This window comes from Photorhabdus aegyptia (assembly GCF_000612035.1).
Classification (GTDB): domain Bacteria; phylum Pseudomonadota; class Gammaproteobacteria; order Enterobacterales; family Enterobacteriaceae; genus Photorhabdus; species Photorhabdus akhurstii.
On the sequence record NZ_JFGV01000022.1, the window covers coordinates 56579 to 70504 of the forward strand.

11 protein-coding genes are annotated in these 13926 nt (G+C 38.5%); 1 reads left to right on the forward strand and 10 read right to left on the reverse strand.

Annotated elements, in window-relative coordinates; translation table 11 throughout:
• Positions 1-33 precede the first annotated feature (33 nt).
• The 4 genes from BA1DRAFT_RS09080 to BA1DRAFT_RS09095 all read right to left on the reverse strand — a co-directional run bounded on the left by BA1DRAFT_RS09080 (position 34) and on the right by BA1DRAFT_RS09095 (position 4367).
• Positions 34-930, reverse strand: coding sequence for a hypothetical protein (locus BA1DRAFT_RS09080; RefSeq protein ID WP_036778136.1), 897 nt, complete (start codon positions 928-930; stop codon positions 34-36).
• A gap of 47 nt (positions 931-977) precedes the next feature.
• Positions 978-1361 (reverse strand): membrane protein, encoded by a 384-nt coding sequence (locus BA1DRAFT_RS09085; RefSeq protein WP_036778138.1) that lies wholly within the window; start codon positions 1359-1361, stop codon positions 978-980.
• Positions 1354-2190 carry an alpha/beta fold hydrolase gene (locus BA1DRAFT_RS09090; RefSeq protein ID WP_036778140.1) on the reverse strand — a complete coding sequence of 279 codons (837 nt, stop codon included), beginning with the start codon at positions 2188-2190 and terminating at the stop codon, positions 1354-1356. Before BA1DRAFT_RS09090 ends, BA1DRAFT_RS09085 begins: the two co-directional genes overlap by 8 nt.
• 677 nt (positions 2191-2867) lie before the next feature.
• On the reverse strand, positions 2868-4367 hold the full coding sequence (locus BA1DRAFT_RS09095; protein WP_036778142.1) for a M28 family metallopeptidase: 1500 nt from the start codon (positions 4365-4367) through the stop codon (positions 2868-2870).
• A gap of 620 nt (positions 4368-4987) precedes the next feature.
• On the opposite strand from BA1DRAFT_RS09095, the gene iclR reads away from it, so the two are divergent.
• On the forward strand, positions 4988-5818 hold the full coding sequence (iclR, locus tag BA1DRAFT_RS09100) for a glyoxylate bypass operon transcriptional repressor IclR (RefSeq protein WP_036778144.1): 831 nt from the start codon (positions 4988-4990) through the stop codon (positions 5816-5818).
• Between the two features lie 265 nt (positions 5819-6083).
• Here iclR and BA1DRAFT_RS09105 read toward each other — a convergent pair whose 3' ends face one another.
• The 6 genes from BA1DRAFT_RS09105 to BA1DRAFT_RS24020 form a co-directional block, all read right to left on the reverse strand.
• Positions 6084-6653 (reverse strand): hypothetical protein, encoded by a 570-nt coding sequence (locus BA1DRAFT_RS09105; protein ID WP_036778146.1) that lies wholly within the window; start codon positions 6651-6653, stop codon positions 6084-6086.
• Positions 6654-7196: 543 nt separating this feature from the next.
• The gene (aceK, locus tag BA1DRAFT_RS09110) at positions 7197-8954 is read right to left on the reverse strand and encodes a bifunctional isocitrate dehydrogenase kinase/phosphatase (protein WP_036778148.1); all 1758 of its coding nucleotides are present in this window, start codon (positions 8952-8954) and stop codon (positions 7197-7199) included.
• A gap of 99 nt (positions 8955-9053) precedes the next feature.
• Positions 9054-10361: an isocitrate lyase gene (gene aceA / locus BA1DRAFT_RS09115; protein WP_036778150.1), complete on the reverse strand. Its 1308-nt coding sequence runs from the start codon at positions 10359-10361 to the stop codon at positions 9054-9056.
• 87 nt (positions 10362-10448) lie between these two features.
• Complete coding sequence (aceB, locus tag BA1DRAFT_RS09120) at positions 10449-12047, reverse strand: malate synthase A (protein WP_036778151.1); 1599 nt, start codon at positions 12045-12047, stop codon at positions 10449-10451.
• A gap of 299 nt (positions 12048-12346) precedes the next feature.
• Entirely contained in the window at positions 12347-13276 is a 930-nt protein-coding gene (gene metA, locus BA1DRAFT_RS09125) for a homoserine O-acetyltransferase MetA (protein WP_036778152.1), read from the reverse strand.
• 366 nt (positions 13277-13642) lie between these two features.
• Positions 13643-13926 (reverse strand): hypothetical protein (locus tag BA1DRAFT_RS24020; RefSeq protein WP_235201002.1); only part of this gene is annotated, 284 nt, incomplete at its 5' end.

The following is a 13926-nucleotide window of genomic DNA, read 5'->3' on the forward strand; positions in this document are numbered from 1 at the left end:
CTATTCAAACAACGTGCTGAGTAAGGCCAATATCTACGCTAAGCCCATGTATTTAAGGCGCGACTGCTGCATCTGTTCAACCAAAGAATGAGATAGTTCAAGGCGAGATTCCACCGTAGAATCGGACAACAGCATCCCAGGCGCTAATTCATAACCTTCAATCAAGCGCAAATGGTTCTGCATACCCCGTTGATAGAACATTTCACGCTCTACAAACAAGTCATCAACAGATACCTTGTTCCATAACGCCAATCCTTCTTCTATACACTCAAGAGCCGATGGCTTTAGAGAATTATCATTTTCAAGCGCCATCTTGACGATATTTGCACACACCGTCAGATGTCTTAATTCATCAGCATTCGCTCTGGCCTGTGTCTCAGCCGCCGTAATATCAAAGGGACGCCACTTGATTTCGCTGAGTTCCGAAGTTGGCGCAAGTACGCCTTCCAAAACGACAGTAATAATCAACACACCTGCAATATAATCATTTTTCAATACCACCCATTTGTCGAAATAGGTTCTTAATGTCTCCAACATATTGGTCATTTTTCCTCGTAAGAGGCTTTCCATCTTTCCGGCCACATTGTCGATGTCCGCAAAGCCTATTCTGACCAGATGTTCTCTGAATAATTTAGCATGTCTGCCTTCATCAAATATCTGAGTCAGCATATAATCGAAGTTGATATTGTCAGGTGCCTTATCTGCAAGTAACAATAACGCTTTCGTTGCTTCATATTCCGAAATCGATTTAAAAGAAAGCTCCCGGATCAGAGACTCCCGTAAATCACCCGGCAAATAGGTTAATTTAGGATCATTGGCATAATGGCTTCTTTTTCTTTGTTCAACACTTATCTGTTCAGTGAACCACTCATCCAAACCCCAATCTTTTGCCTGCATTTCTATTTCCGATGCCTGTTTAATTAAGCTCATAATATAAGTTCCTCTCCAAATAAGTTATCTCTCTACAATGATTTATTTCAATGAACAGTGGGTTGTTTAAATATATTAATAGATAACTTAGGAAAATTTCCCAGTACACCACGATCCAGACAGATATGGACAAATAGCGCAATAACGCTGTAATTGTCCTTAAAGAACCAGATCCAAAGCAAACTAATCACACTGAGTGTGAATAAATTGTGGCAGATATTATAAATGGTATAAAAAGCTGAAGGAGGAGTTTCTTTTTTATTCAGCAAACTCCAGATCCGCCCTGGGTAATAACCAATAATATCAATCAGAAAAAACAACAAAATAAATTGCCACCAATTTATATAACTTTCAAGCTGCCAGGTCAGAAATAAACTGATAAAAAACAATCCTAGAAATTCCCAACGCAGAATTTTCAATGTATTAATCATCTCTATTCTCCATTATTTCTCTTTTCATGATTGCAATAAGATCTCCTGGCTGTTTAATCCAGGCGCTGTGAGGATTACCTTTGAAAGATAAAGTTATTTCCCTAACTTCTGCGTTAGGTATAAGACTTGCTAGTACTTGAGTAGACTTTAACGGAGCCCAATTATCTCCTTTAAAACAGATATAAACAGCCTTGGATAAATTTTTATTCTCCTTACCCTTATAAGCACGGACATGATCATAATTTCCCGTACAAGCGGTTCTGGCCCAATCCCGCATTAATCCCTTAGCTTCTCTTATGCCAAAACCAATCTTTTTCCCGGGGAGATAACCATATAACGCAGTCAGAATGTTAAAAATAATGGCTGCTGTTATTATCTGTACCCTCCCCATTCCCTGCCAATTCTTATACCATACGTTCCCGGTTGCCACACAAAACAGAGAAAATGGTCTGTCAGTCGAGCAGGCAAAGAGCGTCGCAATATGCCCCCCAAGACTGTGACCAAAGACAATAGGAATTTTATTGCTATTTAATTCAATAGCCTTGTCTAACATTGCCGGCAGATAATCTCGCAATAGATCGGAATAATCATAGTCATTTTCTCGACTTGGTTTAGGTTGACTGTCTCCATAGCCTGGCATATCAGCAGTGACAACCTGAAAACCCTCTTTTACCAGTTGTTGTATTAAAGTTTCATATTTCCTGATTTCCACACCAATAGCAGGTAACAATATAATAACTCTGCCATCACTATCTTCCCGATAAACTTTATAATTACAGAGAAAATTACCAGCCACTTTAAAGTAATTACCGTTAATATTATTTTTCATATCTATATGCTCTCAACAACTACATCACACTCCAGTGACTGACATTGGCGATAGATCTGCCAAAAAAATTTATATTTTAAATGCGATCGGTGTCAAATAGTTGTCCATCTCGCCAAGCTACTAGTGATTTTCTAATTTGTTATTCACCAATACAAAATCCCCTTATACTTTCTTAGTAATAGGCTATAGATAAATCAAGGAACATATATTATTTTATAAATTATTTGCTGGAAAAATTATTTTACACGTCAAAAAAATTTAGTTTCAAATGTGAATCATACCATTTAAATATTAATAAATAAGTTATTAATCAATAATAAAATATCAATTTTAAATGTATTGAATCTATATGAAACAATATTGATAGAAAGCTATAACCACATAAAATCACAAACAGTTAATAGTAAGAAGAGATAATCTTAGTTTAAAGAATACATAAGAACAATGAAATTTATTGATGAATCAATTCAAAAATATATTCGAAAAATTATTTCCTAACATTACTTTAATAAGTTAATTTATATTATTTTTATCTATATTTTACATGATGATATAATTAATGTTCATTAATTATATCATTACCACTATTTAATTAACGAAATTAACCAGCCATTCTATTCTTTTACTCAATGACTGGTTTTATATTAGTTTTAATTATAACGAATAATTTTATAGATTTAAGTTATTCGTTTCCAAAGACTGACTATACCAGCGCCTAAAATAAGTATTGGCAGCAGGGCGAGAATACCGCCCACTATAGGAGCCTGCAATCCGATAGAAACAAGGTATATAATCGGAACATAGAGAATAGATGTAATATAGGTACAGATAATTAATAAAATCAATGCAACGCTAAATTTATTGAATTCCCGCAACATCAAGTCCGTTAATAAAAACAATAAAACAGGTAATGTGACAAGATAAGATGCGGTAGGTACAATTAATGCGACGATAAGGCTAAGTAATCCAGCAACTATCCTTAACATGCTCCGAATATTTGATACCGTTTGGGGTGAAGATAAAAACCATATATTTCTTATCGCTAATGAGATAGAGAGTAAAAATGTTAAAATACCTGTGACGAAAGCGGTAAATACAGACATAATAATCAGCCCAATATAAGGTACAGGAAAGTAAACTGCATCTACACTCTCTTTAAATAAGTTAATCTCATCTTTTACCGCGAAATGCACTCCCAAATCCCGAATCGTTCGCTGATATCGCCACAAAGTTCCGAGGTTAAGATTTTCAACAGTATCGCTCATACGGTGGTAATGCTCATAACCCAAGATGGTAGCAAAATTCATCCCAGTAAACCCTCTATCCAGAAAGACGCTAAAATCTGTGTTATTCTGCAACATTTGGTACACAATAGGGCTAAATGAAAAAGCTACCGGCTTATAAGCATTCCGATTCCATTCTGAAACAAGCGCAAGATTTTTTGCCGATGTCTCAAATAAGAGTGGCACGCCATTATTCCCTCGAGCATCAAAATTAAAAACAACATCTATCGGTTGAGTAGCAATTTCATTAATATTCTTAACAAAGTGATAGGCACCGAGTAATCCCAACTCTTCAGCATCAGAGAATAAAAATATAACGTTGTTTTTTATATCTGTTCTTTCAGCAAGATCCCGCATTAACTGGAGTACCGAAGCGACGGCCATACCATTATCGCTGGCTCCTGGCGCAGTCCTAACACTGTCATAATGCGAAACGAATAATAAAGTTCCTTTTGGCGAAGGAACCTCCAACTTTGCGATAAGATTCGTTCCAGTTAATTCCGCTTGATCCTCCACTTGTTTCGCAAAATTGCCTGTATTTATCCTGGCAAACTCTTTATCAAAAGCTCGGCGTTGCTGACTATTGAAGCCTGAATATATTCTCCTCTGCCGAGAGGCCAAATCATCCGCCGAGTAATGAAATGTCTGTTCAGTAACGTTATATCCCATATTATTCATTTCGTTAATCAGGTAAGCCCGAATTAACGCTTGCCGTGTTGAAGCCGCAGGATGAGGTTCCGCAGCAATAACACCAAGTGTTCTCATCACATTCTTAAACCCACTCTCTTTGAAATATTCAACAGGAACTTTATCAGGAAGTACCAGACCGATACCCTGAATAATCGCTACAATTAAAGTTGTTAGAAAACAGATAATCAAAAAAATGCGTTTCATTAAACTCTCCCATTCCGACAAAATAGTAACAAAATATTATCCTTGATATAATTAATAATATTTTCTCATGTTTTTATAATTCAAATGAAAATATAAAAATTTAATTAAAATAATTATGACTAATTTAAAACAATATAAAACATTATTTTTAACAATAACAGACGCTCTTTTATAATTATATAATCAAAAAATAGTTAGATAAAAACCATATTACCTATAAATTCCCCAAGGTATTATTCACACATTCTTCCTGCTTAAATACGACTAATATCATTAACTAATTTCTAAAAAGATCGCTTATTCCATTCTACAAAGATTACTTAAGTAACAGGAATTCCAGTTTATATATAGAAAGTATTCGCAAACTTTAGCAGTTTATATCGTGCCGAACCAACAATATCAGCTCGTTATATTTATAGATAGTAAACCATTACCATATTAATAATATTGTATATTTACAGTGAATTAACTATCATAACGATTCTAGGCAAGATTTTGAGATTTCTTCAAATCTCAATGATAGGTAGCATTTTCCACACATCGGATGAGTGTTTTTCAGGTTTATCGTCCATAATGAGAAATGAAAATGAATTCCATCTTATTATTCAGAGGGTATTTCGATGAGCACTGCCGTTACCAGTAAAAAAACAAAAAAAACTAAAATTACGGCGAATAATGCTGTTGCTAACGGGCAAGTACAGTCATTAAGTCGCGGTCTGACGCTTTTGGAATATATTTCCGAGTCACCCGGTGGTATCGCCTTGACTGATTTAGCCCAACAAGCCGGATTACCAAATTCCACCACTCACCGCCTTTTGACCACTTTACAACAGCACGGTTTTGTCCGTCAGATTGGCGATTTAGGGTTGTGGGTTATCGGTTCACACACTTTTATTGTCGGCAGCAGTTTCTTACAGAGCCGAAATTTATTGGCACTCATTCACCCGATTCTCCGCCGCTTGATGGAAGATTCCGGTGAAACCGTTAATTTAGCGATTCTTGATCACAGTGAATATGAAGCGGTTATTGTCGATCAGGTACAGTGTAATGCATTGATGAGAATGTCCGCCCCTATCGGAGGTAAATTGCCGATGCATGCTTCCGGAGCTGGCAAAGCATTTCTTTCAACATTGTCAGATAACCAACTGGTTCAATTACTACATAAGAAAGGACTTCATTCTTACACACAACATACCAAGACAACCCCTTCGAGCTTAAAAGAAAATCTGGAGCAAGTACGTAAACAAGGGTATTCATTCGATGATGAAGAACATGCTTTAGGTCTGCGCTGTATTGCTGCCTGTATTTATGATGAGCATCACCAAGCCTTTGCGGCTATTTCCATTTCCGGCCCAGTCTCACGGATCACTGATGATCGAATCACTGAACTTGGTGCTTTGGTGATCCGGGCAGCAAAAGAGATCAGTAAAGAATATGGCGGGATTCGTTAATTCTTTTTCTTAAATTATCATATGATTCTCAGGGCATTAATTTTTTCGTGCCCTGTCTTTTCAGACCAATAAATTCAACTTAATTTATCATCCCTCTAAAAATATTATCGGCAACATAATAGAATAATAACAAAACTATTTAATTAGTTTAAAACTAATATCAACAATAAATGAGAAAAAGAATCCGAAAATAATTATATTTCCGGATTCTTACATATATATAAGAATTAGTTAATGGAACACTAATCGATGAGTATCATCCTGATTAAATCGCTTTTGATAAATTCCAAGTACCTGTTCCATTGCCCCGGTTAGAAAGACGTGAAGTATATACATTATATACTGCACCAGCAGCAGTAGCATTGAAACAAGTATCGAGAAATCCTCCACGTACGTTATTATAACCATTCAGAAAACGGATAACATCACCTTCACGAACTTTGCCATCATATCCACTGGTTGTATCTGAAAAAATATACCATGTCAGAGTATCAACTGGACGTGCAGCTTTATCCGCCGTATAAACATTATAAAGTTCAGGTGACGGCGCATGACCATTAGTGCCGAGATATCCCCCATTATTCTGGTAAAGATTGAAAAGAAACACAGTATCACCACTGTAAACCTCTGTCCCTATGGCTTTTCCGCTCGTAGACAAAATTTGCCATGTTCCCGTACCTGTACCCGGAGCGCGGTTCGGCGAAGCAGCCGTGTATACGTTATATTTTGCGCCTTGCGCGGTTGCATGACCATTAGTGTCCAGATAACCACCATTTCCATTATTATAATTGTTTTTAATATGAATTTTATCACCGTATAAAATTACACTAGCCATGATTATATCCTTAAATACTTTCGCGAAGTTATATGTGTGTTATACCCGTCATCTTTCAAGTTGCCTCTTTGTTGGCGGCACTCGCTCACCCCGGTCACATAGTTACCTATGCTCCCGGGGATTCACTCCCTTGCCGCCGCGATGCATCTTGAAATCCATAGGGTATATATGAGAATTTTCATGTATTTAATTTAGAGTCAAAAATATCAATTCTTTTTACAACCGCTAGCCGTGGCTAAAAATCCTTGATTCCCAAACTCTATAAAATTATAGAACTTCCACAAATAAGTGGATCTATTTTTATTTCTTAAAGAAATCATTAAATATATGTTTTTAATTCACATTCCAATTATGCCTTCATAATAAGAAATATATTTCATATTGAATCCCAAGTTTATTTTCATTAGGAATATTCATGCCCCGCACAAGAAAAAATAGGTATTAATTTATATTTAATTTAGAGAAATAATTTAATGAGGATAATAATATTATCTATTGGTGAAAATGGCGATCACTAACAGCAATCGCCAATTCCCAATAAAATCAGGCTGGAACTTTAGCAATAGAGTCAATTTCTATCTCAGTACGTTGACTAAACCGCTGTTTGCGGCGATACGCAAACACATCTTCCACATGACCATTTCTAATCCGTTCCTGTAACGCCCGCCAGTAGTCTGCTTTAAATAAATCACTATGCATCTCTTCAAAATAACGACGAATATGATTGTCAGTGCAAAGAAAATGTCGGAATTCTTCAGGAAAAACATCATTTGGCGCCACGCTGTACCACGGTTCACCAGCAAGTTCATCTTCTGGATAACGCGGCGGCGGGATATCGCGGAAGTTAACTTCTGTCATATAACAGATTTCATCATAGTCATAGAACACTACCCGCCCATGTCGCGTTACGCCAAAGTTTTTAAACAGCATATCTCCAGGGAAAATATCCGCCGCCGCAAGTTGTTTAATCGCATTACCGTACTCTTCGATAGCATCTTTCAGCTTCTGCTCTTCTACCTGTTCCATATAGATATTTAACGGTGTCATCCGTCGTTCCATATACAGATGTTTAATCAGGATTTTATCACCCAAATCTTCTAGCTTTTCCGGCACTTCTTTCTGTAACTCTTCCATCAGTTCAGGACTAATGCGGGCTTTATCGATAACGAAATTTTCAAATTCCTGCGTGTCGGCCATTCTCCCCACCCGATCATGCTCCTTGACCAAACGGTAACATTCCTGTACCCGCTCCTGCGTCACTTCTTTCTGCGGCGCAAATCTATCTTTAATCACCTTAAAGACGCGATCAAATGAAGGCGAAGTGAATACCAACATCACCATCCCTTTAACTCCGGGGGCAATCATAAATTTCTCTTTGGAGAAGGTAATAAACGCCAGATATTCCCGGTAATATTCTGTTTTACCATGCTTTTGGCAGCCGATTGCCATATAAAGTTCAGACGTTGATTTGGCGGGCAGAATTTCTCTCAACCACTCAACTAAAGCCGCAGGCAAAGGCGCATAAACCATAAAATAGGAACGGGCGAAACCAAATACAATGCTGGCATCAGCATAATCAGTCAGGCAGGTATCGATAAATATCCCGCCAGATTCATTATGATGGATCGGCAACAAGAAAGGGTAAACTTGACTTCCTATGCGGATCTTACCTACCAGCCAAGCCGCTTTATTACGATAAAACAGTTCATTAGCTATCTGGAAAGTTGCCTGTAATAATTCTTCGACTGGAAATGTTTGTTGTAGATAGTCCGTAATATAATGAACATCTCTCGCTAAATTTTCCCAAGGCAAACGTAGCGGCAGATCATTAAGGATTGTCCGTAACATTGAGGCAAGATCGCCATTAGGGAAAAAATCACGCGACAACGGACGGGGAATGTCCCGGAATCTCCGGGCAGGCTGAGAAGTAAAAATAAATAATTTATCCGGTGTCAGATTACGATGTTCAAACAGGCGGCAATAAACAGAATTAAAAAAACTCTCGGCAATTTCAAACCGGGGATAATCCGGCAATAAACTGGTATAAACAACTTTTACTTTGCCAATGTACTCTTCATCATATCCGAAAGCGCCATGTATGCATTTAAGCTGCTCAACCACCAACCCAACATGATGATCATAAAGATTGATGCGCTTTTTCATCGCTTGCTGAACAGCAAGCCAGTCCGCCTGTTCAAAGCGTTGTTGTGCACCGGAAGTCACTTCCAGAAAGCGGCCATATTGTGCATCGAATCCTTGTAAAATAGTCTGCGCTATCAGATGTGCCGAATCTATCCCCATCGCAACTCCTCAATATATTCAGCCTGCAATAGGCAGGCTGAATAGAATCAGAAATATACCCGTCATCTTTCAAATTGAAATCCATAGGGTATAGAACAATCAGAACTGCTGCTCTTCTGTGGAACCTGTCAATGCGGTTACTGACGATGTTCCCCCTTGAATAATCGTTGTGACTCTATCGAAATAACCTGTGCCAACTTCCTGCTGATGAGAAGAGAAGGTATAACCACGGTTAATTGATCCAAACTCTCTTTCCTGTACTTTCTCCACATAATGTTTCATGCCTTCACCCTGCGCGTAAGCATGCGCCAAGTCGAACATGTTGAACCACATACTGTGGATACCCGCCAGAGTAATAAATTGGAATTTATACCCCATTGCTGACAGTTCATCCTGGAAACGGGCAATCGTCTTATCATCCAGATTCTTTTTCCAATTGAACGATGGAGAACAGTTGTAAGCTAGCAATTTACCGGGATATTTAGCATGAATCGCCTCAGCAAAACGACGGGCCATTTCAATATCAGGTGTTGATGTTTCACACCATATCAAGTCAGCATACGGCGCATAAGCCAAACCACGACTAATCGCTTGATCGATCCCCGCTCTGGTGCGGAAGAACCCTTCAAAAGTCCGCTCGCCAGTAATGAATTCACTGTCATAAGCGTCACTGTCAGAGGTTAACAGATCGGCTGCATCAGCATCCGTACGAGCAATCAATAGGGTAGGCACGCCAGAAACATCCGCCGCCAAACGCGCAGCAACCAATTTTTGAATAGCCTCTTGTGTCGGAACCAGAACTTTACCGCCCATGTGACCACATTTTTTCACCGCAGCAAGTTGATCTTCAAAATGAACAGCCGCAGCACCCGCTTCAATCATGGCTTTCATCAATTCAAAAGCATTCAGAACACCACCAAATCCTGCTTCCGCATCCGCCACAATTGGCAGAAAATAATCGATATATTCCTGATTATCAGCATCAATACCATTTGCCCACTGAATTTGATCTGCCCGACGGAAACTGTTGTTAATACGTTTTACCACCGCCGGGACTGAATCCACCGGATACAGGGACTGATCAGGATACATACTGGATGCCGTGTTAGCATCAGCCGCAACCTGCCACCCAGAAAGATAAATCGCCTCAATACCCGCTTTTGCCTGCTGTAACGCTTGCCCGCCAGTCAATGCCCCCAATGAGTTGACATAGCCTTTCTTAGCTTTGCCATGTAGCAGTTCCCACAGCTTTTTAGCGCCAAGCTGTGCCAATGTATGTTCTGGATTAACCGAACCACGCAATTTAACAACATCTTCCGCACTGTACGGGCGAATAATCCCATTCCAACGGTCACTTTTCCATTCTTGTTCCAGTTGAGCGATTTGTTGAGTTCTGGAGATTGTCATAACTTCTACTTCCTACCTTTGTTAAATTAATCGGATAATGGTGTTTTGTTATTATTCGTTGCTTAAATTTTTCTAATGTGATTGGCTCTAATCAAGCAATTGATATCCCGGCAACGTCAGGAAATCTATCAACTCGTCCTGAGTGGTAATGCGCTCCATCAACTTGGCCGCATCGCTAAATCGCCCTTGACTGAAACGTGTTTCTCCAACCTCTTGTTTAATAACTTCCATTTCCTCTGCCAACATCTGACTAAACAAACTTTTTGTCACTTTTTTACCGTTGGATAATGATTTTTCGTGGTGAATCCACTGCCAAATGGATGTCCGGGAAATTTCTGCTGTCGCAGCATCTTCCATCAAACCATAGATAGGAACGCATCCATTTCCTGAAATCCACGCTTCAATGTATTGAACCGCTACACGGATATTGGCCCGCATACCTTCTTCAGTACGATCGCCTGGGCAAGGTTCCAGCAATTGAACCGCGGTAATCGGTGCATCTTCTTCACGGAAGATATCTAACTGGTTTTGTCGCTCCGCCAAGACCTTATCGAAAACCTCCACCACCGTGTCGGCAAGACCTGGATGGGCAATCCATGTGCCATCATGACCATTACGAGCTTCTAACTCTTTATCCGCCCGAACCTTATCTAGTACCCAATTGTTGCGTTCAATATCTTTACTGGGGATAAAAGCAGCCATCCCCCCCATCGCAAATGCTCCGCGCTTATGACAAGTTTTGATCAGCAAACGGGAATAAGCACTGAGGAAAGGTTGATCCATCGTGACAGATTGACGATCAGGCAAAACTCGATCACTATGATTTTTCAGTGTTTTAATGTAGCTGAAAATGTAATCCCAACGGCCACAATTAAGGCCAACGATATGGTGCCGAAGATGATAAAGAATCTCATCCATCTGAAATACAGCAGGCAAAGTTTCAATCAATACCGTTGCTTTGATTGTGCCCCTCGGTAATTCAAAACGATCTTCGGCAAAACTGAATACATCACTCCACCACTGAGCTTCATGGTAGGACTGAATTTTTGGTAAATAGAAATAGGGGCCGCTTCCCTTTGCCAACAATTGTTTATGGTTGTGGTAAAAATAGAGCGCAAAATCAAACAATCCACCGGCGATTGGCTCATGCTGATAAAGAACATGTTTTTCCGGTAAATGAAGTCCTCTTACCCGTGCGATCAGAACAGCCGGGTCAGGTTGCAATTGATACTGCTTACCTTGCTCATTAACATAAGAAATTGTGCCATTAACCGCATCACGCAGGTTGATTTGCCCTTCAATCACCTTATCCCAAGCTGGTGCTAAGGAGTCTTCGAAATCCGCCATGAAAACTTTTACGTTAGCATTCAAAGCGTTGATAACCATTTTCCGTTCTACTGGTCCAGTGATTTCTACTCTGCGATCACGGAGATCCGCCGGAATATTTTGAATTTCCCACTCACTTTCACGAATGGAACTGGTTTCCGAAATAAAATCAGGCAATTCACCATCATCAATTTTCTTCTGCCAAATATCCCGATCGATTAACAATTTTTTCCGTGTATCAGTAAACCGAACAACCAGATCTTTCAGAAAATCCACCGCTTCAGGCATCATAACCTCCTGCTCTGCTGCTCCAAATCGTTTAATAAACGATAATTCAGTCGCTAAAGTTTGCTGCGTCATTCATCTATCCTCATTTTAAAGCACACCTGAATAAGAGTAATAGATATTTAAAATAAATCAAAAACGATTTCCATTTTTTTAAAAATTTATTTTTATTTAATATAAAACAATTAGTTATGAAACAAATTACCTATTTTAAATTAGAGAAATTGATTCCATAAACCATAAGATAATTTCGTTAAGCTTTTGTTATATAAGATAAACTACAAAAAGTGCGATATTTTGGCTGGTGTTAATAACAGGAGAGTAGAAAAAATCAGAAGGGTTAAATGGCTGAATTTCAGCCATTTATAAAGATATTAATCCAGTGTTGGATTCATGTAGGTAAGATCATATGGCGTGATCTGGTACACATAATAATTTAGCCAGTTGGAAAATAATAAATGCCCGTGACTACGCCATGATGCCAGTGGTTTTCTTTCTGGATTATTATCTGGAAAATAATTTATTGGGATCTTTGGCTCCAAACCTGCTGCTAAATCGCGTAAATATTCACTCGCCAGCGTTCCGGCATCATATTCAGGATGCCCAGTGACAAATACCATACGCTTATCTTTACTCGCCAGTAAATACCCCCCCGCATCCTCAGAATTGCAAAGAATATCCAGATCAGTATGTTCACGAATAACCTGCTCAGGAAAATCTGCATAGCGAGAATGAGGCGCAAAAAAAGATTCATCAAAGCCGCGAGTCAATAATGCTAAAGGCTCCAAAGTAGAATGATAATAAACACCGGATAGTTTTACTTCTCTGGTAAGCTTCGGTAAGTCATACAAAATATTCAAAGCTGCTTGCACAGCCCAACAAATAAATAGAGTAGAAGTGACATGCTCCTTCGCCCAACGAATTATTCTCTCTATCTGCTCCCAATATGCCACATCTTCGAATTCAACTAATCCTAATGGCGCACCAGTAACAATTAAGCCATCAAAATTTTGATGTTTTATCCGTTCGAAATCACAATAAAAGTTATTCAAGTGCTCAGCGGGCGTATTCCTGCACTTCCGGTTATCTACTCTCAGTAGCTGGATATCTACCTGTAAAGGCGTGTTGGATAATAATCTTAGAAATTGATTTTCAGTCTCAATTTTCTTTGGCATCAGGTTAAGCAGCAATACCTTTAGTGGACGTATATTTTGAATATTCGCACGGGTAGATGTCATTACGAACACATTCTCATTTCGTAAAAAATTCACTGCGGGTAATTCATCCGGTATACAAATTGGCATGCTATGACCTCGATTTTTTATCCATTTACACGTTTAGACTTCCAGACAGCTAAATCTAACTAAGTATTAACAAAATGTCGAGGCTTTACAAGTAAGCTGAAATTATTTCATTTTGGGTCATATTTCGATTTTCGATATATAAATAATTAATAATTTTTAATATTATAAAAATGAAATAATTCCAATTTTATTTTTAAAATAAAAGACAGTTAACTGGCATTACTTAAATATAGAAATAAACACATTAAAATTCAATGATATTCTCGTTAAATATTGTAGGATTTAATATAAAAAGACGAAATATATAAACAATTTAATTTCAAAACTATAAATATAAAAACAATATATTCTAATAAAGAAACAAAATTATTTTATAAATCGACCATGTATTAAAGTAATTTTGGGATGCAAAGTGTCGGGGACAACATAGCCACGAGCAACCGTAGGAACGGCTCGCCAAGGAATCAATCTGAAACTGCTAATCGCAGATGGTGAAGGTGCCAAGGATAAGGGTATGGTCAACAAAAACAAATCTCGATAAGCATTTAACGTTTGGAACCAAAGCGACGGTCGTATATATCGCATGTCGTACAAACGCAAAAACCCCCAGCTTACGCTGAGGGTTTCCACTGTATTTAAAGCCTGGCAGT

Coding starts and splice junctions, on each gene's coding strand:
- aceK (WP_036778148.1), bottom strand. CDS start 8,954: ATGGGGATAGATTCGGCACATCTGATAGCGCAGACTATTTTACAAGGA.
- iclR (WP_036778144.1), top strand. CDS start 4,988: ATGAGCACTGCCGTTACCAGTAAAAAAACAAAAAAAACTAAAATTACG.
- BA1DRAFT_RS09105 (WP_036778146.1), bottom strand. CDS start 6,653: ATGGCTAGTGTAATTTTATACGGTGATAAAATTCATATTAAAAACAAT.
- BA1DRAFT_RS09085 (WP_036778138.1), bottom strand. CDS start 1,361: ATGATTAATACATTGAAAATTCTGCGTTGGGAATTTCTAGGATTGTTT.
- BA1DRAFT_RS09090 (WP_036778140.1), bottom strand. CDS start 2,190: ATGAAAAATAATATTAACGGTAATTACTTTAAAGTGGCTGGTAATTTT.
- BA1DRAFT_RS09080 (WP_036778136.1), bottom strand. CDS start 930: ATGAGCTTAATTAAACAGGCATCGGAAATAGAAATGCAGGCAAAAGAT.
- aceB (WP_036778151.1), bottom strand. CDS start 12,047: ATGACGCAGCAAACTTTAGCGACTGAATTATCGTTTATTAAACGATTT.
- metA (WP_036778152.1), bottom strand. CDS start 13,276: ATGCCAATTTGTATACCGGATGAATTACCCGCAGTGAATTTTTTACGA.
- BA1DRAFT_RS09095 (WP_036778142.1), bottom strand. CDS start 4,367: ATGAAACGCATTTTTTTGATTATCTGTTTTCTAACAACTTTAATTGTA.
- aceA (WP_036778150.1), bottom strand. CDS start 10,361: ATGACAATCTCCAGAACTCAACAAATCGCTCAACTGGAACAAGAATGG.